This is a genomic window from Pseudomonas sp. Marseille-QA0892, assembly GCF_054950135.1.
In genome coordinates this window covers 436,508-461,554 of sequence record NZ_CM143104.1, presented here as the reverse complement: position 1 = coordinate 461,554, position 25,047 = coordinate 436,508, and the positions used below count along the sequence as shown (strand labels likewise).

The window sequence follows — 25,047 nt, the reverse complement described above, 5'->3', positions numbered from 1 at the left end:
TGTGGCGGTAGGTTTTTGGGCGATTGAGCGTGCCGCCCAGATGCTCTTCATGAGCCACTTCGTTTCCACGGCAATCGGCCGACCGGATGTTTGCCGGTATCCAACGCCCTGGAGCGATTAGTCTCGATACGAATGCTGTGCTTCCGGCTGACCACGACCTGGATCCGGCCCACCGTCCGTACCCCAATAGTGTCCGGTTGAATTCGCTATAACGAGACCAAGCTAGGAGACAGGTATCGATTTGCCGAACGCGTGCACGTCTGTTGGATATCGCAGGTGGTCTTTGCCAGTCGCAGATACGGCCTGACGCTTGTGTCCGCGCTGCACCAGGTGGCGAGGGGACTTTGGCAAGAGGAGGCGGCCATCCTAGGCATAGTGGTCATTCCCTTCATTGGAAAGGGGGTGAGACTAGCGAAAATTTCGGATGCGGTTTGGCGCGTTCATCACATACGGCGGAAAATCAATCCGTGCGGTTTCGCACTGTGAAATTGCGGCATGCCTGAATATCAGTGCATGGAAAACGCTGTGCCGTTACGCCGTACTCGCGCCTGGCACACACTTCAGGCCGACGATCGACAAACATAAAAAAACCGGAGCACTTGCTCCGGTTTTTTGTAGGGCTTACAGCATCAGGCAAAGACGATCTGGTCGTCCTGCACCTTGGCGTGCACCGTTGCGCCGGGGATGAAGTCGCCGGCCAGGATCTGCTGGGCCAGCGGGTTTTCGATCCAGCGCTGGATGGCGCGTTTGAGTGGGCGCGCACCGTAGACCGGGTCGTAGCCGACGGCGACGAGCTTGTCGAGCGCTTCGGGCGTGAGGTCCAGACTGAGTTCGCGCTCGGCCAGGCGCTTGCGCAGGCGCTGCAGCTGGATCTCGGCGATGCCGGCAATCTGGTCGCGCCCCAGCGGCTCAAAGACAACCACTTCGTCGATCCGGTTGATGAACTCCGGGCGGAAGTGACTGCTCACCGCATCCATCACGGCGGCGTGCTGTGCTTCGCGATCGCCGACCAACTCCTGAATCTGCGCAGAGCCCAGGTTGGAGGTCATGACGACAACGGCGTTGCGGAAGTCGACCGTGCGCCCATGGCTGTCGGTCAGGCGGCCGTCTTCGAGCACCTGCAGCAGGATATTGAACACATCCGGATGCGCCTTCTCAACCTCATCGAGCAACACGACCGAGTAGGGCTTACGGCGCACCGCTTCGGTCAGGTAACCGCCCTCCTCATAGCCGACGTATCCAGGCGGCGCGCCGATCAAGCGGGCCACGGAGTGTTTCTCCATGAACTCGGACATGTCGATACGCACCATGGCCTCTTCGGTGTCGAAGAGGAATTCGGCGAGCGCCTTGCACAGCTCGGTCTTGCCCACCCCGGTGGGGCCAAGGAACAGGAACGAGCCGCTGGGGCGGTTCGGATCAGCAAGCCCGGCACGTGAACGACGTACGGCGTTGGCGACAGCGACCACCGCTTCGTGCTGGCCGATCACGCGTTGATGCAGGGTGTCCTCCATGCGCAGCAGTTTGTCGCGCTCACCCTCGAGCATCTTGGCAACCGGGATGCCGGTCCATTTGGACACGACTTCCGCGATTTCCTCGTCTGTCACCTTGTTGCGCAGCAGCTGGTTTTCGGTGGTGCTGTGCTGGTCGACCATCTGCAGGCTGCGCTCCAGGTCCGGGATGGTGCCGTACTGCAGCTCGGCCATCCGGTTCAGGTCGCCCTTGCGGCGTGCGGCTTCAAGCTCGGTCTTGGCCTGCTCGATCTTTTGCTGGATCTGAGCCGAACCCTGCACCTCGGCCTTCTCGGATTTCCAGATTTCTTCGAGGTCCGCGTATTCCTTCTCCAGGCGGCCGATGTCTTCCTCGAGCTTGGCCAGGCGCTTGCGGGTTGCCTCGTCCTCTTCGTTCTTCAATGCCTCACGTTCGATCTTGAGCTGAATGAGACGGCGATCGAGCCGATCCAGGGCCTCGGGCTTGGAGTCGATTTCCATGCGGATGCGGCTGGCGGCCTCGTCGATCAGGTCGATGGCCTTGTCGGGCAGCTGACGGTCCGTGATGTAACGGTGGCTTAATTTGGCGGCTGCGATGATCGCGCCGTCCGTGATCGTCACGCCGTGGTGCACTTCGTAGCGCTCCTTGAGGCCACGCAGGATCGCGATGGTGTCCTCCTCGCTTGGTTCGTCCACCAGCACTTTCTGGAAGCGGCGCTCAAGGGCGGCATCCTTCTCGATGTACTGACGATATTCGTCGAGGGTAGTGGCGCCGACGCAGTGCAGTTCGCCGCGTGCCAGCGCCGGCTTGAGCATGTTGCCGGCGTCCATGGCGCCTTCGGCCTTACCCGCACCCACCATGGTGTGCAGCTCATCGATGAAAAGAATGACGCGGCCTTCCTGTTTCGAAAGCTCGTTGAGTACACCTTTCAGGCGCTCTTCGAATTCGCCCCGGAATTTCGCACCTGCGATCAGCGAGCCCATGTCGAGGGCCAACAGGCGCTTGTCCCTCAGGCCGTCCGGCACTTCGCCGTTGATGATGCGCTGTGCGAGGCCTTCGGCAATGGCCGTCTTGCCCACGCCAGGTTCGCCGATCAGCACAGGGTTGTTCTTGGTACGGCGTTGCAACACCTGGATGGTGCGGCGGATTTCATCGTCACGGCCGATGACCGGGTCAAGCTTGCCTTCCTCGGCACGCTTGGTCAGGTCGACCGTGTACTTGTCGAGCGCCTGGCGGGACTCCTCGGCATTCGGATCATTCACGGCCTCGCCGCCACGCAGGTTATTGATGGCGTTTTCGAGCGCCTTCTTGGAGACGCCCTGCCCGGTCAGCACCTTGCCCAGGCGGGTGTTTTCGTCCATCGCGGCAAGCAGGACGAGTTCGCTGGAGATGAACTGGTCACCCTTCTGCTGCGCCAGGCGGTCAGCCTGATTGAGCAGGCGTGCGAGGTCCTGCGACAGGTTCACATCGCCGGTGGGGTTCTGGATCTTGGGCAGCTTGTCGAGCTCCTGGGTCAGGCTGACCTTGAGCGCATTGGTGTCGAAGCCGACCTGACGCAGCAGCGGCTTGATGGAACCACCCTGCTGGTCGAGCATGGCCTGCATCAGGTGCAGTGGCTCGATGGCTGGGTGATCGAGCCCAACGGCCACGGACTGGGCATCGGAAAGCGCAAGCTGAAGCTTGCTGGTCAAACGATCGATTCGCATGGTTCGTCCTCACGAGTATGCGGGCCGACACGATGACTTGTGTCCGAAATGAAGATCGCCCGCGGGATGCCTCTTAGATAGGGCTGATTGTCGAGGATTCAAGCAGGCGGCTATTGATAGCCGTCAACCATTGAGGCAGCCCTCGTGCGCACAGTAATGGGCGCCTGATGCGGATCGGCTCACGATATCGATGGGCGACAAAAAAGAGGAGAGGTTCGGCTATCCACCCTAGGGAGTGCGGAGTCTACGGTCGGTTAGCGGCGAGTTCAGGTGAGCCAGACGAGGGAGGCGAAGCGGCCGGTGGGGTTGGCCTGACGGTAGGAGTAGAAACGATCGTCGCTGACGGTGCAGAAACCGCCGCCTCCGATCCAGCCGATATTCGCGGCTTCGAGGCGGATGCGCGCGAGATGGTAGATGTCCGCGAGGTATTTGCCGTCGTTCGGGCTTGGCCGGAAGGCCTCAGCGGACCGCGGATCCAGTTTGATGAACGCATCGCGCACTTCCGGCCCAACCTCGAACGCGTCAGGGCCGATGGCGGGCCCCATCCAAGCGAGCAATTCGCCCGGCTCCATCCCAAACGAGGCGACGGTGGCTTCGAGGACGCCATTGGCCAACCCCCTCCATCCTGCATGGGCCGCCGCAACGCGCGTACCCGCGCGGTCACAGAACAACACAGGCAGACAGTCGGCGGTCATCACGACGGCGGCCACGTTTGGCGTTTCACTCCAGGCGGCGTCAGCTTCGAGCACCTTGCCGGGGCTGCTTTCGACCACAGCCGTTCCGTGTACCTGGCTGAGCCAGCCGGGCGTGCAGCCAAGGGCTTCGGTCAGCCGAGCCCGATTGTGGGCCACGGCTTGAGGATCATCCCCAACGTGCCGCCCGAGATTGAAGCTTTCATAAGGTGCGGTGCTTTGCCCGCCCTCGCGGGTGGTCACACAGGCCCGTACATTCGCCGGTGCCGGCCAGTCTGGCGCCAGCCAGCCGTGAGCAACGGGATTGAACGGCGCGGCGGCCATCAGACGAAGGACTCGTTGTCCTGCCGCAGCAGGCTGAGCATCCAGACGATGTCTTCCGGCAGTGGCGACTCCCACTTCATGCGCTTGCCTGTGGCCGGATGATCCAGCTCGAGGAAGCGCGCGTGCAGGGCTTGGCGCGGAAACTCCTTGAGCGTCTGGACCAGCGTCGGGCTCGCGGCGGGAGGGATACGGAAACGGCCGGCGTACAGCGGGTCCCCTACCAGCGGGAAGCCCGCGTGCGTCATGTGAACACGAATCTGGTGAGTACGGCCGGTTTCGAGCTTGACCCGTACATGCGTGTGGGAGCGAAAGCGTTCCAGCACCCGGTAGTGACTGACAGCAGGCTTACCGCCTTCGACGACGGCCATGCGCTGGCGGTTGGCCGAACTGCGGCCGATCGGGGCATCGATTGTCGCGCCCGAGGTCACGACGCCGATCACGATGCATTCATAGATACGGCTGACACTGCGCTTCTGCAGTTGCTCGACCAGACGGGTCTGCGCTTCAAGCGTCTTGGCAACGACCATCAGCCCCGTAGTGTCCTTGTCCAGGCGATGGACGATCCCGGCGCGGGGTACGTTCACAAGCGATGGGCAGTGATGAAGCAACGCGTTGAGCAATGTACCGTCGGCGTGGCCCGCGGCCGGATGCACGACGAGCCCGGAGGGCTTATCCAGCACAAGGATATGCTCGTCTTCGTAGACGATATCGAGTTCGATGTCCTGGGCGATCCATTCACCCTGCGCCTCCATCTCTGCGTCGAGCGCGAGACGGGCACCGGCATGGACAGTGTCCTTGGGGCGCAGCACGGCGCCGTCGACCGTCAACTGGCCGTCCTTGATCCAGGCCGCCAGACGCGAGCGGGAGTGTTCTGAAAAAAGCTGTGCCGCGACCTGATCAAGGCGTTGACCGCCCAGTTCGAGCGGGACTTCAGCAGAGAGCGCAATGGCGTGTTTGGGAAGCTGGGACATGAGGGGCACGAGAGGGGCGGAGCCTTTTGGTTTCGGTCGCACGCTGTGGTTAAATACGGCGACTTTTTGTCCCGGTCTGACCGGGGCGCCCACTATAACAGACGGCCAGCCACAACACAGCCGGCCGTCCAGGGACGCACGCACCATGCAAGTGAAACACCTGCTGCTGATCGCAACGCTCGTCTTGACCGCTGCCTGCTCCTCGAAAAAGACCGAAATCGACGAGAATCTCAGCGAAACCCAACTGTATCAGCGTGCCCAGACCGCTCTGGACAACAGCAGCTACAGCGTCGCCATTGATAACCTCAGGGCGCTGGAATCCCGCTATCCGTTCGGACGCTTCGCCGACCAGGCTCAGCTGGAGCTCATCTACGCGAACTACAAGAATGGCGAGCCGGCTGCCGTACGCGCCGCGGCCGATCGTTTCATTCGCCTCCACCCACAGCACCCGAATGTCGATTACGCCTACTACCTGCGTGGCCTGGCCTCATTCGATCAGGATCGCGGTCTTCTGGCCCGCTTCCTCCCGCTGGACATGACCAAGCGTGACCCGGGCGCTGCGCGTGACTCCTATAACGAGTTCGCCCAGCTGACCAACCGCTTCCCGAACAGCCGTTACGCCCCTGACGCGAAGCAGCGCATGATCTACCTGCGCAACCTGCTGGCGGCCTACGACGTCCACGTTGCCCACTACTACCTCAAGCGTGGCGCTTATGTGGCCGCCGCCAACCGCGGCCGTTACGTGGTTGAAAACTTCCAGGAATCGCCAGCGGTCGGTGACGGGCTCGCCGTGATGGTCGAGGCTTACCAGCGCCTGGGCCTGGATGATCTGGCAGCGACCAGCCTGGAAACGCTCAAACTCAACTACCCAGACAACCCAAGCCTGGAAAAAGGCCAGTTCGTACCGCGTGAGCAGGACGTCAACCAGCGTTCATGGCTGGCCCGCGCCACGCTTGGCCTGATCGAAAGCGATGCGCCCCAGCCCCCGCGCGAATCGCAGGCCGCTCGCGACGTGATTCGTCAGTACCAGGATGCCCAGCAGGATCTACCGCCGGAGCTCAACGAAGCGCTGGAAGAGCAGCGTGGCGAAAAACGCCGCTCCTGGTTCAGCTACCTGACCTTCGGGCTGTTCGACTAAGCCTGCCACATGCCGCCCCGTCCTGGGGCGGCATGCGTTTACCCTGCCTGATACGTCTCCGCTACCCCGCCGCCTTTCGTTACTCGCAGCCGATCGCACCCCGCTGAGCGCTCCAGACCATCAGAACAGCCCGATCCGACCGACTGTCGGACGCCCAAACGCCTTCTGCGCTGAACCGGTAAGTTGATCTTGAAAGCGCATCGCATGCCCAGTGGCTGCCCGATCATCGTGGTGCGTGCAACAAAATGGAAAATAGTGCGGAGCACTCGCCTGGCGCCGTCTATATTCCGGACACCGACGTTGAGTGAGGCACGCCGTGCGCATTCTCCTCCCCCTGCTTGCGAGTGTGCTCCTTTCTTTTCAGTCTGCTCACGCCGGCGCCTCGGTTGAGCTCTATATGCCGGACGCGCCACCGCTGACGCTCACGAACGACAGTGAGCGACATGGCATCGTTGGGGACGTGACATTGGAATTACTAGACCGTGCAGGGCTTGCCGCCGACATACAGGCTCAGCCTTGGGCGCGCGCGCAGGCCACGGTATCGTCAGGGCGCAATCTGCTGATTATCCCCCTCTCTCGTACGCCCGAGCGCGCTGATGCCTTTACCTGGATCGGGCCGATCATGCCGCTGGAGCGCGCCTTCTTTTCGCTGGATGCGCCGGTACAGAGCTATGACGAAGCCCGGACACGCTATGCGCGTATCGGCATCGGGCTGGGATCGGCCCAAGGGGAGCTCCTCGAGCGGCACGGTTTCACGCCGGACCAAATCGTACCACTGCGCCTCGGTGACAACCCTGCACGTCTATTGGAGCTGGGCCGAATCGATGCCTGGTTCACCAGCGTGACAGAAGCGCAATACATCTGGCAGCGCCAAGGCGGGAACCCACCCGCGCTGCAACGCAGCCCGACGGTAGATACGATCGATCTGTATCTTGCGTGCTCGAAGGATTGTGACAGCCAACTTGTGACGTCCTTGAACGAAGCGCTGAAGACCGTGCTCAGCGACGGAACGGTCGACCGTGTCCGGAAGGCCTATCTTCCTTGGTGAGCGCCCGCTCGCTGAGGCCGAAAGCGACTATTCGTTCCGCTTCAATACCTTACCCGTCCGCCAGTAGCGTCTTGATTCGAGCAGCAAATGCTTCGACACCGAATGGTTTGGTCATGACATGCATGCCAGAAGGCAACTTTCCGTCCCCGACAATGGACGCTTCGGCGTAGCCCGTGATGAACAGCACGCGCAGGGCTGGCCGATCCACACGCGCCTGCTCGGCCATGTCTCGCCCGTTCAGCCCACCCGGCAGGCCGATGTCGGATACCAATAAATCGACATGCACGCCGGAGCGCAATACCGCGAGGCCCGTGGCACCATCAGCCGCTTCGAGTGTGGCATACCCCAGGTCGTTTAGCACATCGACGATCAGCATCCGCACGGTTGGCTCATCATCAACGACGAGAACCGTCTCGCCTGACTGCGACCGCGGCACCTGCTTGGGCTCATCGGATCCTGCGCAGACGTCATCCCCCGCATAGCGTGGCAAATGAAGCGCTACTGTCGTGCCCCTCCCAAGGGTGGAGCGGATGCGAACCTGGCCGCCGGACTGGCGGACGAAGCCATACACCATGGAGAGTCCAAGCCCTGTTCCCATGCCCAGCGGCTTGGTCGTGAAGAATGGATCGAACGCTTTCGCTGCGACTTCAGGCGGCATGCCGACGCCCGTGTCTGTCACCTCCAGCGTTACATAGTGGCCTGGCGGCAATTCCGCCTCCGCCGCAACGCGGCTGTTCATCCACTCGTTGCGTGTCAGGAGCGTCAGCCGACCGCCGCCGGGCATTGCGTCCCTCGCATTGATACACAAGTTCAATACGGCATTCTCAAGCTGGTTGAGGTCCACTAGCGTAAGCCAGACGTCGGCCTCAAGCGTCGTCACCAGCTCCACCGAAGGCCCTGCCGTGCGGCCAACCAGATCCGTGAGGCCATTCACCAGCGCGTTGACGTCTGTTGGCTTGGGATCGAGCGTCTGCTGTCGCGAAAAGGCAAGCAATCGATGCGTGAGCGAGGCTGCTCGTTTGGAGGCACCTTGTGCCGCGGTGATGAACCGCTCGACATCGTCGAGCTGCCCCTTGGCAATACGGCTCTGCAGCAGCTCGAGACTGCCGTTGATACCCGTCAGGAGGTTATTGAAGTCATGTGCAATTCCACCGGTCAGTTGCCCAACAGCTTCCATCTTCTGCGATTGACGCAGCTTCTCTTCGGATTTGAGGAGTTCTTCGGACCGCTGGCGGACTTCCCGCTCGAGCGAGGCGTTCAACGCTTGTAGGGCGTGCTCCGCGCGCCGTCGTTCGATAGCCGATCGCACGCGGGACGCCACATCCAGAACGAAGCCGATGTCGTCATCCTGCCAGGCCGTGGGGCGGGTGCTGCAAACAAAAAATAGCGCGACCGCGCGACCTAGCTCCAGAATTGGAACCTGCAACAGCGCCCTGATGGACAGCGCATTCAACTCATCGGCGTATTGCGCCGTTCGGGGATCAGTCCGGACATCGTGCACCGCGACGCTTTCGCCTCGCAGCAGCACTTCGGCAAACCCACCCATCGCCCGAAGAGACATGGACCCCTCCAGCGTGGACATATCGCGCAGGTGCCAGTCACGGCGAATCCTCACACGGTGGCCGTTCGCGCTGATCGTGCAGTAACCCGCTCGACTCGCCGCAAGCGTCTCCCCCAGCACCTCGGCAGCGGCGAATGCGATACGGTCGATGTCCTGACTGTCGCGCAGCACGTCAGCCAACTTCAGCAGCGCCCGCCGCCGGATATCATCACGCCGCCGCTGGGTAACCTCCTGGACCGTAACGGCGAACCTGTTGGCGTCCAGGCGATGAATACGACCATCAAACCAGCGGCCAACCTCCCCCATCTGCCGCGTGAAATGAGCCGGCGTGCCTGCCTGCACGACCATTGCCATTTCATTCAGCCATTCAGGCTCGATTCCCGGCGTGACCTCCCGCCCCGTCCGTCCGCGCACCGCCTCTACCGGACGGCCCAGCACCTCGCACCAGGCGGCATTCACGTCAACATAGCGCCAGTCGATGACTGAACCGCCTACATCACGGACGAGTTCGCCGAGGATGAAACCTTCCTGAAGCGTTTCAAACAGGCCGCGCCAGTGAGCTTCGCTGCGCTCGAGCGCGAGTTCCGCCTCACGCCGCTCCGACATGTCACTGAACAAGACAGCCACTCGACGTGCCGCCGGACTTCCGATGCGCACTGCATATACGTCGTACCACCGTCCGAAAGCTGCCGAATAGTTCTCGAACTGCGCAGCTCGGCCCGTTCGGATGACCTCGCCGAAGGCATCGAACCAATATTGCTCGTGATCGGGTGCGATATCGCGGATCCATCGTCCCACGGCGTCCCGAATACCGGTATGCCGCTCGAACGCCGGATTAACCTCGACGATCTGGAAATTGCAGGCGCGGCCGCCCGGATCGAACTGGACTTCGAGGATACAAAAGCCCGCCTCGATGGATTCGACCAGCACGTGGTAGCGCGCTTCCTCATCCTCGAGCCGCCTGTGCACGGCGTGCTGTTCACTACGGTCATGCATGACCTTGAGGTAGCCAATATGGATGCCATTCGCATCCATCAAGCGGGTGAGCGAGCCTGACGCCCAGAACACCGAGCCGTCCGCGCGCATGTGCCAACGCTCGTCGCTGGCCCTACCATCGACCGTGGCGGCGTGAAGCTCCTCATCTGGCCGGCCGTTGGCAAGGTCTTGCGGAGTGAAAAGTCGATCGAGGGGTGCGCCAATCATCTGCGCGGCAGACCAGCCAAAAATCCGTTCCGCGCCAACATTCCATTCAGTAATCCGACCGGAAAGGTCCATGGCTACGATCGCGAAATCGACAGCACTGTCGAACATCGCTTGATAACGGCTGGCAGACGCGGCCATGCCGCGTTCGAGCCCGCGGGCAGCAGTTTCATACGCATCTGGTGCGTCCTGTGTTCGCCCGAGCCGCTCCCAATCAGTACCCGTCACTGCGGCGCTCCCAAGGTCTGACGAAACGATGGCAGCTGCGCCATGCATTCTCTTGCGTATTCATTTACAACCTTGAACCTGGCCTATGAGTTCCATCCCGGCACGGCGATACGCAAGCGTAGCTGACCTTCCGATTTAATTCCGCCTGCAATGGTAGCCGGGACCTCGTTCATGATTCCCGCATAGGAGCCTACATCACGCATCATGAACAGGTTGTCGGCTTACGTCCCTCCGCTGCCAACAGTCTTCGCCTCCTTTGGTTGATTAAAGCCTTTCATGGCCTTGCGCGCTGAGCTGACCGCTCAAATAGCCTCCACCTGTCTGCGCCCCCGAACCCCATTGAATGCGCCACCGTCACAGGATGTATGAATACCCGAGCGCTCCACTACACCAATGAAGCACCGATGGCCCTTGTCGTTGAGGACGAGCTGTCCGTCCGTGAATTGATTTGTGAGCTTCTGCACGACGAAGGTATCCAGACCATCCCGCTTGAGACCATCGACGACGGGTTAGCCTATCTGCAGGACCACGCGTCCGGCTTATCAATGATGGTCTTGGATGTTCGGACACCGGGTGTACTCGACGGCCTTCAACTCGCTGAGATCGCCGAACAGCGCTGGCCGCACATACCCGTGCTGCTCACCTCCGGCTATACAGGGCGCAGCGCATCTATACCGAAAGGGGCAACGTTCCTCTCAAAGCCTTGGACGGTCGGGGCATTCCTACAGGCGGTACATGCCGTACTGCACCGCGCGACGCCTGCAAACGACGATTGAGTGACTCGCGAGATTGTCGCCCATTGCGACGGTAACACCTGTCCACGTTGATAAACGCATGTTTCGCCTTTGGCGGTAACAGAATGTGGGTAACACGGTAACGAATCCGACTCATCACACATCAAGCCGGGGCGCAATCAACCGCTAAGCCCTTGATTTTAGGTGCTTTTACAAAACTGGCACGCCTACTGCAATGTCTTAGAGACAAGAACAACGATAAGCACCACCCACAATAAAAATTAGATAAAGCGACTCCAGCAAAATAAATACAAGTAGGCGGAGACGTAGCTAACTGATTTCTTTGGAGAAGATTGCTTTCGGGTGTACCGCGGCCAGAACGAGAAGAATAAGACTGCTCAAGCAGACCCTCTGGTTGGATCAAGATCAAGGCGCCTCAGCTTCCAAACAAATCCGTTCGCTCTTGCCCTCGATTGGGGGCGCTAGCCCTATAACAAGAACAAGGCCGAGCTGGCAGCGAAACAAGAACAAACCGCGCATAACGTCGAAAGGGAGCCTAGGCTCCCTTTTTTGCGTCCCAGATGCATGCGGCTCTAGGGAAATCCCTCCCCGACCCCTGCCCTTCAGCGAAGAAGTGCGTTCCGGAGAATGCTGGATTGTGCTGAGGATGGTGACCAGACATGCCGTACGACGCGGTTTTATGTACGGGCAGAGGGCCACGCCAACAGCTTTGGCTATCGATCACCCTGCGCAGGTATTCCTGTACCGAGCTACCAAGCCTAACCGTCAGCGGTGCGCCAAGGCTTCTGGACCGTTAACCAGCAGCATGATGGAGGTGAGAGGAATGCGCTGCAGGCGTAGCCTCTCGGATAAGCGTTTCGATAGCACGCGCTGATCTCAGGGTGCTCTCATCCCTTCCATTGAGCCCTACTACCGAGAGCCCGACCGGAAGGTCGCCGGACTCCTGGCACGGAAGCGTAACCGCGCAGCCGTCAAGAAAATTGACCACGCTTGTGTTGCGCCGAGCCTGGGCGTCGCGCTCGAAATAAACGGTGCCTGCCTGGCCCTGTCGCAACTCATCCAGCCGAGGTGCAGAAATCGGTACGGTCGGCATGAGCCAGGCATCGACATGCTCAAGCCGCGAGCGTGCGACATCGATCAGCCGACGCCGTTCGGCTAGCAGATCCAGATAGTCGTACGCACTCAGCGCCTGCCCCTGCCGCAAGCGCTCTACTACGATTGGATCGTAGTGCGCCTGCGCCGCGCCTTCCAGGAACTGACGATGCTGGTACCACGCTTCCACTGCAACGAAACCACCGGACTCGTTGATCCTGGAAAGCGCTTTGAGCTCGGGGAACTCGAACCAGCGAATATCGGCACCGGCAGCCGTAAGCAAGCGCAATACGCGCTTGAACGCGCTGCCGACCATGGCGTCGATGCCATCGAGTACGTAATCCGAAGTCACCGCCAGCCGCAGCCCCGCCAACGGCTGGCTACCCAGCTCACCGCGTTCACCGGACATCACCGCATCCAACATGGCGCAATCATCGACGCAACGCGCGATCGAACCGACAGAGTCGAGCGTAGGGGATAGCGGAAAGACGCCTTGGGTTGAGATTCGATTGGCACTGGGCTTGAAACCGGTAAGCCCACAGAACGCAGCCGGGATGCGAATGGAACCCTGCGTATCGGTGCCCACACCTGCCACCGCCATACCCATGGCAACGGCCACTGCGAGTCCGGAGCCAGCGCCGCCCACGATTCTCTTGCTGTCCATGGGTAAGGTCGGGGTACCAAAATGGGCATTGGTGCCCAGGCATGAGAGCGCAAATTCACTCATGTTGGTCCGCCCAAGCAGGACGGCGCCGGCATTTTTCAGACGGGCGATGACCAAGGCGTCGCTTGCAGCGGGCATCACATCGTCCCGCGCCCGGGACGCGGCACGGGTGATCTGGCCTTCGACATCGAATGCATCCGTCACCGCAATTGGTAAACCGGCAATATCAGACGGCGCATAGCCCGCGGTACGCATGCGATCGCTTTCACGTGCGCGTTGCAGGCTTTGGTCAATATCAACGCTGACATAGGCAACGCCACCGCGCGCGCGGTGTTGCTGGATCTCACGAACGGCGGCCGCTACCAGGCTTTCGCTCGTGAGGTCTCCACGCCGAAGCCGCTCGGCCAGCGTTGAGATGCCGTCTGCAATCATGTAGCAGGGTTCACTCATCATCGATCATTAGAACGCGTATCCGTCAGTGCGGGCTGACGTGGAAGCCATGCCGCCTGGCCAACGGGTGGGCAAAACAGGCGAGACGGTGTCTCCCCGGTGTGAGACTGAAAAGGCCACTTCGTAGTGCCCAGCGCTCGCGTAAAGATTACCCTTTATGGCAAGCGTCAGGGAGACGTCGCCAAGCCATTTGTCGAGCAGGATTTTGACGCATCGTTCCGCGCCCCGTGGATGTGGCTTTGGACGGATTTCTCTGAAACATCTTTTAACACCAAAACAGCGAAATCTCTGGCAACGGTTACACTCAGAAAGGTATGTCGTCCTCAGTGGTTTATCGAGTCTTGCCCCATGGATTATGCGCAACAGCTTCTTCTTGACCCGACCGCCTGGGTCGCTCTCGCTACTCTGATTGCGATGGAAGTGGTGCTCGGCATCGATAACCTCATATTTATCTCTATTCTCACCAACAAGTTGCCGGAGCAGCACCGCGACCGTGCCCGCCGCATCGGGATAATGTTGGCGCTTGTCCTGCGATTGGGGCTCCTGGGCACTGTTGCATGGATCGTTCAGTTGACGGAGCCGATCATCGAGCTCTTCGGCCAAGCCTTCTCGTGGAAGGACCTTATTCTCATCGCGGGCGGCCTGTTCCTTCTTTGGAAAGCAACCAAGGAAATTCGTCATACAGTTGACCCAGAGCCTGACGGCGACATCTTCGAAGGCAAGCAAGGTAATGCGATCGAGATGACCTTCGGCTCCGCCATTGTGCAAATTCTTCTGCTCGACCTCGTCTTCTCGGTCGATAGCATCATCACCGCCGTCGGCATGACCCCACATGTGCCGATCATGGTGATCGCTGTGATCGTTGCGGTGTCAGTGATGCTTTTCGCGGCCGGTCCTCTCGCCCGCTTCATCAATGACAATCCGACCGTCGTGATGCTGGCGCTGGGCTTTCTCATGATGATCGGAATGATGCTGATTGCAGAGGGCTTCGGCGCGCATGTACCGAAGGGCTATCTCTATGCAGCCATGGCGTTCTCGTCGCTGATCGAGGGATTGAACATGCTCGCGCGCCGTGCGAAACGGCGCCGCGAAGGACAGTCAGTACATTGAGGTGGGCATGGGAGGCGGCATCACGCTCCGCCTCTAACGTCTACGAGGGTCCACGTAATAGCTGACCTGTTGGCGCGGATTGAGATATTCGAGGGCTTCGACCGGCAGGTCCCGTGGGTCGACACCCCGGGCGATGGCGAGCGTCGGCTCGAGTTCGAGGTCCACGATCAGCGCCTCTTGCTTGGGCACATCGGCGTCGTACAGGACGAGCGTCGGCCTCACCGGCAATGACGGATGCATGCTCAGCACCGAGCCATAGCGGCCATCGTCCAACTGTACCAGGCAACCCGGCGGGAAAACCCCCATGCAACGGATGAACGCCTTCAGCGCGACCTCGTCGTAACGGGCCCGCTCCGGCCCGAACATGCGGGCCAAGGCCTCATGCGGGTTGAGCGCTGCGTAGCCGTGAGCCGGATTGCACAGGTTATCGAAGCGGTTGGTAATGCAGACCAGCCGACTCAGCCGCCGTATCCCGGATTCATGGCAGCCTCGGGGATAGCCACTGCCGTCGCAGTATTCATGATGCTCGTGGATGATGCTCAGCACGTCGTCATCGAGCATGAGCTTACGGCCATGGCGCAAGCCGTACTCGGTATGCAGTTCGAGGAATTTCTGCTCGGGCCGCGTTAAAGGTGCGGTCTTTAAGAGGATTTGGCTCGGCACCTCCAACTTCCCGATATCGTGCAGGAGCGCGCCTAGCCCAAGCGTGTGACAGTCTTCGCTATCAAGACCCATCTGCCGACCCAGCATCATTGAAAGCACGGTCACATTCAACGAATGGACATAGGTGTCTTCGGCCGCCTTGCCGTTGATCGCATGAAGCGCGGCGCCATCATCGCCCAACACTGCGGCCACCAGCTCGTTCACGACCTCCCCCGCGTGCGCCAGCACCTGATCAGGCGCGTTGCGCAGCGCAACATTGATGGCCTTAACCCGCTGGCTCGCCTGCAGGAATGTCTTGTCGACCTCCGCAAGGCGCTTGCGCACCGCACTCAATCGTATCGCGCGCGCCTCACGCTTCTGCTCTTCCAATGCAACGCTTGCTGGAACGAGCGGCAGCTCTGGCGGGGCCGCCTCGGGCACCTCGTGCAATGGCAAAGGCTGGCTGTCGCTGCGGGCAGGGTCGTAACGCAAGCGACGCAGCCCTAGCTTGCGCAGGGAGGCCAACTGGGCGTCATCCTTGACCTTGAAGCTGTTGAAGGCGAAGTCGTGCTCCCACCATTTCAGGTCGAGTTGGACGTACAGTCCCACGCAGAGCTGTTCAGGCAAAATGTAGACCGGCGCGGAACTCATGACGCTGCGACCTCATGGTACTTTGCCGGAAGTGTAATGGGCTGCAACGTAAATTCGAATACCCGCTACGCTTGTCTGCCCTGCGGTTGTCAGCGGTGCGCTTCATCCTGCGAACGCACGGGCGCGCGCTGGACCTTACCCTTGAAAATCCAGAACGAATAGGTGCTATACGCCAGCGTCACGGGGGCGAACAGCCCAAAGCCTATCAGCACGAATGCCTGCGAACGCGGGGACACACTGGCTGCGAAGATATCGACAGTGGGCGGCGCAATGAGCGGGAATACAAGGCAGAGGCCGAGCACGTACACGCCGGCAACCCAACCCAGCATCCCCACCAGCGGCAGCCACACACGGCGCTGAAAAAGTGCAACGACGAATAGCACCATCGAGCCGACGCCGGCCAGGAGCGCGCCATTGAATATCCAGTACCAGGCCGGAGGCCGGTCGGAGAACAAGGGGCGGTGATCCTGTACAACCAGTAGTGCGCCGGCAATCGCCAGCAGCGACGCCGCCCAGGCAATCGGCGCCATGATCCAGGCCCATTGCCTGGCCTTACGCTGAAGGCGGTCTGTCGTCCGCCATAACGCCCAGCCAGCGCCCAACCAAAAGGTATTGAATACCATGGCGAGCCCGCACATCACCGGATAGAAGGCGAACGCTGCCCAGAGCGAACGCTCCGGAGCATTTACGTCCAGCCCACCGAGCAATACACCCAGACTCACACCCTGCGAAAAGGCTGCCAGTGCAGAGGCGATGCCCAGTGCAACGTCCGTGGCGCGACGCATCCGAGGCGTGAAGTGATCGCGGTATTCGAGGAGCACGCCACGGACAATCAATGCCAACAGCATGAGGAATACAGGAATATAGAGGGCTGTAAGTACCCCTGCGTAGACCTGCGGAAACATCGCCAGCAGCGCGGCTGCGCCAAGGACGAGCCAGGTCTCATTGCCGTCCCAGATTGGCAGCAGGCTGTAGCTCAGCGTCTGCCGATCCCGCTCGTCAGCCGTCAATGGCACCATCATGCCGACGCCCAGGACGGTCCCATCGAGCAACACGTAGCACAGGAACGAGAACGCGACGGCCGCCGCTGCCGCCAGTGCAAGCCATTCTGCATTCACGTATCCGTCCCCCGTCCCTGCGCGGCCGCACTGTCACGGCTCGCACCCTTGCCAATCCGCTCTGCAAGTTCCGACGTGGGGCCCTCCTCTCCCACTTCGGGCGGCTGACGAAGTCGCCGCAGAAGGAACGCATTGCCAATGACGAAGATGAAGACGTAGAGCGTGAACAGAGCCAGCGTAGAGCTGAAGACCATCTCCCGTGGGACAGCTGATACGCTGTCAGCGGTACGCAGCAGACCGTAAACCGTGTAGGGCTGTCGCCCGGTCTCGGTGACGACCCAGCCCGCCAACAGCGCGATAAAGCCTGCCGGCGCCGCCATGACCATGCAACGTTGCAGTATCCGGCCGTCATAGAGTGTCCCTCGCCAGCGCGCGATCGCACCGGCCACGCCAAGCCCGATGAGCACGATGCCGATCCCTACCATGATCCGGAACGCGAAGAACACGAACGGCACAAAGGGAATCTCCTCCGCATCGAACGCCGACAACGGCTTGATCGTGCTCGTCCAGTCGTGGCGCAGGTAAAGCGAGCCGACATGCGGAATCGACAATTCGAAGCGATTGATCTGCGCCGCCTGGTCCGGCCAGGCAAAGAGCACCAGCGGCTGCCCCTCTCCCTCGGCCGGGCGCTGCCAGCTGGCCTCCATGGCCGCCACTTTCTGGGGTTGATGCTCGAGCGTGTTCAGACCGTGCAAGTCACCGATCACCGCCTGTGCCGGTCCCAAGACGACCAACACCCATAGCGCATACGAGAACATGGCCCGTGCCGCGCGGTTGCTGCGATCACGAAGCAGATGCCAAGCGCCCGCCGCGCCAATCATGCAGGCACTGGCCAACACGGTGGCTACGGTCATATGAGCGAAACGGTAGGGAAAGGACGGATTGAAGATGACTGCGAGCCAGTCTTCAGGCAGGAACAAGCCTTCCTCATTAATGCGAAAGCCCGCCGGCGTATGCATCCAGGAATTGGCAGAAAGAATCCAGAAAGCGCTGAACAGCGATCCGAGTGCCACCATGCACGTCGCGAAGAAATGCAGCCTTGGCCCAACCTTCTTCGCGCCAAACAACATGATCCCAAGAAAGCCCGCTTCAAGAAAAAAAGCGATCAGCACTTCATAGAACATCAGCGGACCGATCACGGCCCCAGCGCGGCTGGAGAGCACGGACCAATTCGTGCCGAACTGATACTCTAGGACGACTCCAGAGACGATTCCGACCGCGACGTTAAGCGCGTAGATCTTGAGCCAATACTCGTAGGCGACCCAGTAACGGCGCTGCTTGCGCCATAGCCACAGCCCTTCCATCAACGCCAGGAACAGCGCCAATCCGATCGTGAATGCGGCCAGGATGATGTGAAATGAAACACTCATCGCGAACTGCAATCGAGCAATCTCCAACGCGCCCCACTCCATTCGAGCCCTGCTCCCTTCTCACTTTGTGAGAGTCTGAAAGCAGGAGCTGCACGGGGTTCAGTTGGCCAGTGAAACGAGTCGGCGCGCGTGAAGCCGCTGAAAACCGATTGGGTGTCGGGTCAGGCTGGTTTGCGCCGCTGCTGCCACGCTGCGGCCAGGCCACTGAAGCAGATGATGGCGATACCAACAATGGCCGTCAGGTCCGGGGCATGACCAAAGAACACCAACCCGAGCAAACCCGCGAAAATGATCTGGCAATAGCTGAATGGCGCGAGCAACGCAGGGGCTGCGTAACGGAACGCCTGGGTCAGGAACAGGTGTGCCGACATGCCGAAGGCGCCCAACGCGAGCATCATCACACCATGGGCCAGTGTTGGTGTTTCCCAGAAGAACGGCACCAGCGCCGACATCACCAGGGTATTGAACAGCCCGGCGAAGAAGTTGCTGGTCGTCGGGCTATCGACCGTACTGAGCTTGCGCGTCAGCAGTTGATAGCAGGCAAAACACACCGCCGAGCAGAGCGGCAGCAAAACCGCAGGTGTGAACAGACTGCCTCCCGGATGGACGATCACCAGCACACCGATGAACCCGACACAGACCGCAGCCCACTGCCCCCGCGTCACCCGCTCATGGAGCAGAGGCACCGAGAGCGCGGTCACGATCAGGGGCGCCAGGAAGTTCACAGCGGTCGCCTCGGCCAGCGGGATGTAGTGAAGGCCCGTGGTGAAGAAAAGACTGGTACCGAGCAGGCACAGGGCACGAAGCGCCTGTAGACCGGGTTTGCGCGTCCGCAACACCCGCAGCCCTGATTGCGGCACGAAGATCCCTGCCATGAGCAAGGTGTGCACGAGGTAACGCGCCCACACCACAACAACGATCGGATAGAAACCGGAGAGGTATTTCGACACGGCATCATGGCTGGAGAACAGAAAGGTCGCCGCCACAATGAGAAGAATGCCCCGCAGTGGCTGGTTGACGCCGGATAGCGGGACGCTAGGGGTACTCATCGATGTTCCTGAAGGGGAGAAGCCGGGATCGGCGGCGCGGTCGTAACGCAGGGCGACGGCGTCGGCAGCACCGACAAAGAGATAACGGGCAAGCATAGCGGAGCCTATGTACACGCTCAACGAGGCCACGAGGGTGGCCGACCGACGTCATTCGTCGGGGCGGCGCGCTTACGTGGTGAAGCAGGCATGGATTTCCGAGAGTTCGCCCCCATTATTTCCCCGCGCCTACGAGTGCGCCCAGTAACCCAGGAGCATCCAAGCCACCTTCGAGGTAAACATGGCCAAGAAATCCCGCCCCAATCGGGCGAAATCCATCGTCGCCCAGCCCCTCTTTCGCTGTCGGCAGGAAAAGCCCAAGAAAGGCAAAGGCAGCTACCGCCGCGAAGCCTCCCAGTCCTACGACTCGGAGGCTTCGGTCTTTCTAGGGGTCAAAGAATTGCTGTCAGCCATGTTGCCGTGCAGGTGCTGACCTGATCCGAGGTGAGCCGCCTGCCAACGAGCACACCAGAGCTTTGGACCGAAGGTCATGTTGGATTTGGTTCTGCCATAAAGGTTGGCCAGCGCGCCGCAACGTTCACCGGTTTGGTGGGTTACGCGTCGCTAACCCACCCCTACAGGCTAACCATCAGGCAACAGGCGAATCAGAGCCGTAGGGTGGAATCCCGAAGGGCTTCCACCGTTTACCTCGAACAACATGCCTACGACGTGGCAGCCCGGCCCTGACGGCTGCCCATTCGAGCATTGCGCTTACACCAGAACTGCGCGCCGCTACGTTCATCGGTTCAGTGGGTTACGCGTCGCTAACCCACCCTACAGGCTAACCATCAGGCAACGGGCGAATCAGAGCCGTAGGGTGGAATCCCGAAGGGCTTCCACCGTTTACCTCCAACAACATGCCTACGACGTGGCAGCCCGGTCGTGACGGCTGCCCATTCGAGCATTGCGCTTACACCAGAACTGCGCGCCGCTACGTTCATCGGTTCGGTGGGTTACGCGTCGCTAACCCACCCTACAGGCTAACCATCAGGCAACAGGCGAATCAGACGCTACTGCGCCGCCAACGCAGGGGTGATTTCCCATCCTCCTCCAAGTGCGCGGTAAATCTCGACCACACCGTGATACATCGCAACCTCCGCCTGCGCCTCGGCATCTTCCGCCGCGAGGCGCTCGCGCTCGGCATCGAGCAGGACGAGAAAGTCGACCGTGCCTTCGCGGTAGCGGATATTTGCCTGATCGACTGCCTTGCGGCTGGCCTCGGACTGACGGATCAGTGCCAACAGCCGTTGCTGGGTCTGGCCATAGTCACTGAAGGCATTCTCGGCTTCCTCGAGCGCTGTCAGCACCTGCTGCTCGTATCGGGCAAGCGCTCCGTCTGCGTCGGCCTCGCGCCCTCGCAAGCGCGCACGTACGCTTCCGAGATCGAATGCGGGCCAGCTCAATGTGGGCGCAACGCTCCAGGCGCGTGCGGCACTCGTTCCAATTTCCGAACCTCGCCCGGCTGTAAATCCCAGGAATCCGGCCAGACTGACCCGGGGAAACAGGTCCGCGGTTGCGACACCCACATCTGCCGTAGCGGCTGCCAGCGATCGTTCTGCAGCCTGCACGTCCGGACGACGGCGCAAGAGCTCGGCGGGATCGCCGATCGGCAGCGCCTTCGCGATAGCAGGAAGCGCCTTGGCCGAAAGATCCACCGTCAAGGCTTCGGGGCGCTGCCCCATAAGCACCGCAATCCGATTGCGCGCCCTGGCCTGCTCGGCGAGCAGCAGCGGTATGCTGGCTTCGATGCCGGCCAACCGGGCATCGGCCCGATTGACGTCAAGCTCACTGCCAATACCGGCATCACGCAGCTCGATCGTGAGGGCGCGTGATGAGCGTTGGTTGTCGAGATTGTCCCGGGCAATACCCTCGCGCAGCTGGGCGCCTCGCAAATTACCGTAGGCATCCACGAGATCGGCCACCAGGCTGACCTGCAGCCCGTACAGCTCGGCTTCAGCCACGTCGATACGCGCCTCGCTCGCTTCGAGCTGGCGCTGAATACGCCCGAACAGATCGATTTCCCACGCCATGTCCAAACCCAGGTCATAGCGCTCGGCATTCACCCGCGACTCGGTCAGGCCGGGCTGTTGCGCCTTGCCCAGCTCGCCGCTGGCGCGGGAGGTCACGGTGGGGAAACGATCATTCGCGGCATCGTCCCGAATGGCCCGCGCGGCGCGCAGCCTGGTAAAGGCAACACGCAGCTCCCGGTTCTCGGCCAATGCCTGCGTCACCAGCTCATTCAGCGTTGGGTCCTCAAACTGGCGCCACCATGCAGCTTCGAAGCGGCTTCGATCGAACGTGCCTGACACCGCTTTCAGTTTTGCGGGCTCGGTCGAGGGCGCGTGATAGTCCGGCCCGACCGCACAGGCAGCGAGCACCAGCGTCAGCAGTGCCGGAATCGCGGGACGAATGATGATTGCGTGAAGCCTCATGCAAGGTGCTCCTTCAAGACAGCGGCTTTTCTCGCCTCACGCTTCTCGACGAAGGCACGGATAAGCAGATAGAAGACGGGCGTCAGCAACAAGCCGAAGAAGGTCACACCGATCATTCCGGAAAACACGGCGACGCCCATGGCATGCCGCATTTCCGCACCAGCACCTGTGGATATCACCAGCGGGACTACACCCATGATGAACGCGATGGACGTCATGAGGATTGGCCTGAGCCGCAAGCGGCACGCCTCGAGCACGGCACTCAGCCGATCCATGCCCTCGGCCTGCTTGTCCTTGGCGAACTCCACAAGCAGGATCGCGTTCTTGCAGGCAAGCCCCACCAGCACGATCAGCCCGATCTGGGTGAAGATATTGTTATCGCCACCCGAGATGATCACCCCGGTGATCGCAGCCAATAGCACCGTAGGGACGATCAGGATGACCGCGAGCGGCAAACTCCAGCTTTCGTATTGCGCGGCAAGCACAAGGAAGGCCAGCAGCACGCAAAGCGGGAAGACCAGGAATGCCGTGTTGCCTGCCAGGATTTGCTGGTAGGTAAGGTCAGTCCATTCGTAGCTCATGCCGTTAGGCAGCTCTTCGGCCAGGATGCGCTCGATCGCAGCCTCCGCCTGGCCCGAGCTATAGCCCGGCGCAGGCGCGCCGTTGATTTCGGCCGTGATAAAGCCGTTGTAATGCATGACGCGATCAGGGCCGGCGCTATTTTTCACGTTGACGAACGTCGACAGCGGGATCATCTCGCCACGGTCGTTTCGTACCTTGAGTTGCCCAATCTGGTCAGGCTCGAGGCGGAATTGCTGATCGCCCTGTACGTTGACCTGGTACGTCCGGCCGAAGCGGTTGAAATCATTCGCGTACAGCGAGCCCAGGTACACCTGCAAGGTGTCGAAGATGTCGCTGATGGCGACGCCATGCGTCTTGGCCTTGTCACGGTCGATGGCCGCGTCGACCTGTGGCACGTTGACCTGGTAGCTGGTGAAGAGCGAGTTCGGGTCAAGCGCGGGCGTCTGCCGCGCCTTGTTCAGTACGTTCTGAACCTGCACGTACAATTCCTCGTAGCCCAGGTTACCCCGATCCTGCACCTGCAACCTGAAGCCACCAATGGTGCCAAGGCCCATGACCGGCGGCGGCGGAAAGATCGCAATGTACGCGTCCTGAATGCCGGCAAACTTCGCATTCAGGTCCGCCGCAATCGCGCCAGCCGATAACGATGCTTCCTTTCGCTTATCGAAGTCGTCCAGCGCATAGAACACGACGCCACTGTTGGGACTGTTGGTAAAGCCGTTGATGTTAAGCCCGGGGAACGCAACGCTGTTGACCACGCCCGGATTTTGCGCGGCGATGTCAGACATGCGGCGGATCACCGACTCGGTACGATCCAGGCTGGCCGCGTCTGGCAACTGGGCGAAGGCGACGAGGTACTGCTTGTCCTGCTGCGGGACGAAACCGGCCGGCGTCGACGAAAAGCCCCACCCGCCGAGCAGGAGAAGGCCCCCGTAGACGAACATCGCCACGGCGCTGCCCCGCAGGATGCGGCGAACGGTACCGACATAACCGTTGCTGGCCCGAGCGAAAAAGCGGTTGAAAGGCCCGAACAGCCAACCACCGAAGAGGCGTTCTAGCACGCGGGAGAAGCGGTCCTTCGGCGCATCGTGCCCCTTGAGCAGGATCGCAGCGAGCGCGGGAGATAAGGTCAGCGAGTTAAATGCCGAGATGACCGTAGAGATGGCGATCGTCAGGGCGAACTGCCGGTAGAACTGCCCGGTAAGTCCTGAAATGAACGCCGTAGGGATGAACACCGCGCAAAGCACCAGCGCCGTCGCCACGATCGGCCCCGTCACCTCACCCATTGCCTTGCGTGTGGCCTCGATTGGGCTAAGCCCCTCTTCGATGTTGCGCTCCACGTTCTCGACCACGACGATGGCGTCGTCGACGACGATCCCGATCGCCAGCACCAGGCCGAACAGCGACAACGCGTTCAGCGAGAAGCCGAACATGTGCATGACGGCAAACGTGCCGATCAACGAGACGGGAACTGCGGCCAGCGGGATGATCGACGCACGCCAGGTCTGCAGAAACAGGACAACGACCAGGACCACCAGGATCAGCGCTTCGAACAGGGTGTGCACGACGGCTTCGATCGAACCCCGAACGAAAATGGTCGGGTCATAGACGATTTCGTAGTCCATCCCCTGCGGAAAGCCAGCCTTGAGTTCGGCCATCTTGGCGCGCACTTCGTTCGAGAGCTCGATGGCGTTCGAGCCCGGCCGCTGGAAGATCGGCATGGCGACCGCCGGCTTGTTGTTGAGCAGCGAGCGCAGCGCATATTGGTTCGAGCCCAGTTCCACCCGTGCGATGTCGCGCAGTCGAGTGATCTGGCCATCCGCCCCGACGCTCACGATGATGTTTTCGAATTCGCTCTCATCGACAAGCCGGCCCTGCGTATTGATCGATAGCTGGAAGCTGTTATCGCCCGGCGCAGGCGGTGCTCCAAGCTGCCCGGCGGCTACCTGGCGGTTCTGTTCGCGGATCGCGTTGACGACATCCGTTGCCGTGAGGTTGCGCTGCGCGGTGCGGTTCGGGTCCAACCAGACGCGAAGCGAGTAGTCCCCCAGGCCGAACAGCTGGACATCCCCGACGCCCTCGAGGCGGGCCAGTTCATCCTTCACGTTGATCAGGGCGTAGTTGGAGAGGTACAGCATGTTGTACCTGTCATCCGGCGAGGTCAGGTGGACCACCATGGTCAGGTCGGGCGAAGCCTTGTCGACCGTGATCCCTATTCGGGTCACCTCCTCGGGCAGCTTCGGCTCGGTTCGTGTCACACGGTTCTGCACCTGGACCTGTGCATTATCCAGGTCGGTACCGAGCGCAAACGTGATAGTCAGCGTCATCCTGCCGTCCGCCGTGGCCTGGGACGACATGTACAACATGCCTTCCACCCCGGTGATGGCCTGCTCAAGCGGTGCGGCGACCGTTTCGCCGATGACCTTCGGATTGGCACCCGGAAAGTTGGCCCGAACGACCACAGTCGGCGGCACGACTTCCGGGTATTCGCTGATGGGCAGCTGAAACAGTGAGATGCCGCCACCGATCAGTACGATCAGCGACAGCACGGCGGCGAAGATGGGCCGCTGGATGAAGAACCGTGAGAAATTCATCGGTACATTCCTTGAAGGAAAAGGGATTCGCCACCCGGCCGAAGGCCGGATGCTGCGATGCGAAACGGTGTGGGCATTGGGTCAGTACGTGGTTACGCAGAGACCGGGTGAGCTAGTGGTGAGCCTGGGCGGGGGCGCCCAGCGCC

General features: G+C 61.0%; 16 protein-coding genes. 5 read left to right on the top strand and 11 right to left on the bottom strand.

What is annotated here, in order from left to right; all coding sequences use genetic code 11:
* Positions 1–629: 629 nt before the first annotated feature.
* The 3 genes from clpB to rluD all read right to left on the bottom strand — a co-directional run bounded on the left by clpB (position 630) and on the right by rluD (position 5,181).
* Entirely contained in the window at positions 630–3,194 is a 2,565-nt protein-coding gene (gene clpB / locus ACY8D3_RS01980; protein WP_462381357.1) for an ATP-dependent chaperone ClpB, read from the bottom strand.
* 266 nt (positions 3,195–3,460) lie between these two features.
* Positions 3,461–4,210, bottom strand: a complete 750-nt coding sequence (gene pgeF, locus ACY8D3_RS01975) for a peptidoglycan editing factor PgeF (protein WP_462381356.1) — start codon at positions 4,208–4,210, stop codon at positions 3,461–3,463.
* A complete protein-coding gene (gene rluD / locus ACY8D3_RS01970) occupies positions 4,210–5,181 on the bottom strand; it encodes a 23S rRNA pseudouridine(1911/1915/1917) synthase RluD (protein ID WP_462381355.1) in 972 nt (323 codons plus the stop codon). The genes pgeF and rluD overlap by 1 nt, the downstream gene beginning before the upstream one ends.
* Positions 5,182–5,326: 145 nt before the next feature.
* Between rluD and ACY8D3_RS01965 the strand changes: the two genes are divergently transcribed.
* Positions 5,327–6,319, top strand: coding sequence for an outer membrane protein assembly factor BamD (locus ACY8D3_RS01965; protein ID WP_462381354.1), 993 nt, complete (start codon positions 5,327–5,329; stop codon positions 6,317–6,319).
* A 316-nt stretch (positions 6,320–6,635) separates the two neighbouring features.
* Positions 6,636–7,367 (top strand): substrate-binding periplasmic protein, encoded by a 732-nt coding sequence (locus tag ACY8D3_RS01960; protein WP_462381353.1) that lies wholly within the window; start codon positions 6,636–6,638, stop codon positions 7,365–7,367.
* 49 nt (positions 7,368–7,416) lie between these two features.
* On the opposite strand, the gene ACY8D3_RS01955 is transcribed toward ACY8D3_RS01960, so the two are convergent.
* Entirely contained in the window at positions 7,417–10,356 is a 2,940-nt protein-coding gene (locus ACY8D3_RS01955; RefSeq protein ID WP_462381352.1) for a PAS domain S-box protein, read from the bottom strand.
* Positions 10,357–10,721: 365 nt separating this feature from the next.
* On the opposite strand from ACY8D3_RS01955, the gene ACY8D3_RS01950 reads away from it, so the two are divergent.
* Positions 10,722–11,132, top strand: coding sequence for a response regulator (locus tag ACY8D3_RS01950; RefSeq protein ID WP_462381351.1), 411 nt, complete (start codon positions 10,722–10,724; stop codon positions 11,130–11,132).
* Between the two features lie 772 nt (positions 11,133–11,904).
* Here the strand turns inward: ACY8D3_RS01950 and ACY8D3_RS01945 are convergent.
* A complete protein-coding gene (locus tag ACY8D3_RS01945; RefSeq protein WP_462381350.1) occupies positions 11,905–13,317 on the bottom strand; it encodes an amidase in 1,413 nt (470 codons plus the stop codon).
* Positions 13,318–13,665: 348 nt separating this feature from the next.
* Between ACY8D3_RS01945 and ACY8D3_RS01940 the strand changes: the two genes are divergently transcribed.
* Entirely contained in the window at positions 13,666–14,427 is a 762-nt protein-coding gene (locus ACY8D3_RS01940; RefSeq protein ID WP_462384194.1) for a TerC family protein, read from the top strand.
* Positions 14,428–14,460: 33 nt separating this feature from the next.
* Here ACY8D3_RS01940 and ACY8D3_RS01935 read toward each other — a convergent pair whose 3' ends face one another.
* From ACY8D3_RS01935 to ACY8D3_RS01920, 4 genes are all read right to left on the bottom strand, one after another.
* Positions 14,461–15,720: an HD-GYP domain-containing protein gene (locus ACY8D3_RS01935; protein ID WP_462381349.1), complete on the bottom strand. Its 1,260-nt coding sequence runs from the start codon at positions 15,718–15,720 to the stop codon at positions 14,461–14,463.
* An 89-nt stretch (positions 15,721–15,809) separates the two neighbouring features.
* Complete coding sequence (locus ACY8D3_RS01930) at positions 15,810–16,838, bottom strand: cytochrome d ubiquinol oxidase subunit II (protein WP_462381348.1); 1,029 nt, start codon at positions 16,836–16,838, stop codon at positions 15,810–15,812.
* Entirely contained in the window at positions 16,835–18,208 is a 1,374-nt protein-coding gene (locus tag ACY8D3_RS01925; protein WP_462381347.1) for a cytochrome ubiquinol oxidase subunit I, read from the bottom strand. The genes ACY8D3_RS01930 and ACY8D3_RS01925 overlap by 4 nt, the downstream gene beginning before the upstream one ends.
* A 161-nt stretch (positions 18,209–18,369) precedes the next feature.
* On the bottom strand, positions 18,370–19,257 hold the full coding sequence (locus tag ACY8D3_RS01920; protein ID WP_462381346.1) for a DMT family transporter: 888 nt from the start codon (positions 19,255–19,257) through the stop codon (positions 18,370–18,372).
* Positions 19,258–19,534: 277 nt separating this feature from the next.
* On the opposite strand from ACY8D3_RS01920, the gene arfA reads away from it, so the two are divergent.
* Positions 19,535–19,726: an alternative ribosome rescue factor ArfA gene (gene arfA / locus ACY8D3_RS01915; protein ID WP_462381345.1), complete on the top strand. Its 192-nt coding sequence runs from the start codon at positions 19,535–19,537 to the stop codon at positions 19,724–19,726.
* Between the two features lie 577 nt (positions 19,727–20,303).
* On the opposite strand, the gene ACY8D3_RS01910 is transcribed toward arfA, so the two are convergent.
* Both ACY8D3_RS01910 and ACY8D3_RS01905 read right to left on the bottom strand, forming a co-directional pair.
* The gene (locus tag ACY8D3_RS01910) at positions 20,304–21,725 is read right to left on the bottom strand and encodes an efflux transporter outer membrane subunit (protein ID WP_462381344.1); all 1,422 of its coding nucleotides are present in this window, start codon (positions 21,723–21,725) and stop codon (positions 20,304–20,306) included.
* Entirely contained in the window at positions 21,722–24,901 is a 3,180-nt protein-coding gene (locus ACY8D3_RS01905) for an efflux RND transporter permease subunit (RefSeq protein ID WP_462381343.1), read from the bottom strand. Before ACY8D3_RS01905 ends, ACY8D3_RS01910 begins: the two co-directional genes overlap by 4 nt.
* Positions 24,902–25,047: the final 146 nt, after the last annotated feature.

Coding starts and splice junctions, on each gene's coding strand:
- clpB (WP_462381357.1), bottom strand. CDS start 3,194: ATGCGAATCGATCGTTTGACCAGCAAGCTTCAGCTTGCGCTTTCCGAT.
- pgeF (WP_462381356.1), bottom strand. CDS start 4,210: ATGGCCGCCGCGCCGTTCAATCCCGTTGCTCACGGCTGGCTGGCGCCA.
- rluD (WP_462381355.1), bottom strand. CDS start 5,181: ATGTCCCAGCTTCCCAAACACGCCATTGCGCTCTCTGCTGAAGTCCCG.
- ACY8D3_RS01965 (WP_462381354.1), top strand. CDS start 5,327: ATGCAAGTGAAACACCTGCTGCTGATCGCAACGCTCGTCTTGACCGCT.
- ACY8D3_RS01950 (WP_462381351.1), top strand. CDS start 10,722: ATGAATACCCGAGCGCTCCACTACACCAATGAAGCACCGATGGCCCTT.
- ACY8D3_RS01945 (WP_462381350.1), bottom strand. CDS start 13,317: ATGAGTGAACCCTGCTACATGATTGCAGACGGCATCTCAACGCTGGCC.
- ACY8D3_RS01940 (WP_462384194.1), top strand. CDS start 13,666: ATGGATTATGCGCAACAGCTTCTTCTTGACCCGACCGCCTGGGTCGCT.
- ACY8D3_RS01935 (WP_462381349.1), bottom strand. CDS start 15,720: ATGAGTTCCGCGCCGGTCTACATTTTGCCTGAACAGCTCTGCGTGGGA.
- ACY8D3_RS01925 (WP_462381347.1), bottom strand. CDS start 18,208: ATGAGTGTTTCATTTCACATCATCCTGGCCGCATTCACGATCGGATTG.
- ACY8D3_RS01920 (WP_462381346.1), bottom strand. CDS start 19,257: ATGAGTACCCCTAGCGTCCCGCTATCCGGCGTCAACCAGCCACTGCGG.
- arfA (WP_462381345.1), top strand. CDS start 19,535: ATGGCCAAGAAATCCCGCCCCAATCGGGCGAAATCCATCGTCGCCCAG.
- ACY8D3_RS01910 (WP_462381344.1), bottom strand. CDS start 21,725: ATGAGGCTTCACGCAATCATCATTCGTCCCGCGATTCCGGCACTGCTG.
- ACY8D3_RS01905 (WP_462381343.1), bottom strand. CDS start 24,901: ATGAATTTCTCACGGTTCTTCATCCAGCGGCCCATCTTCGCCGCCGTG.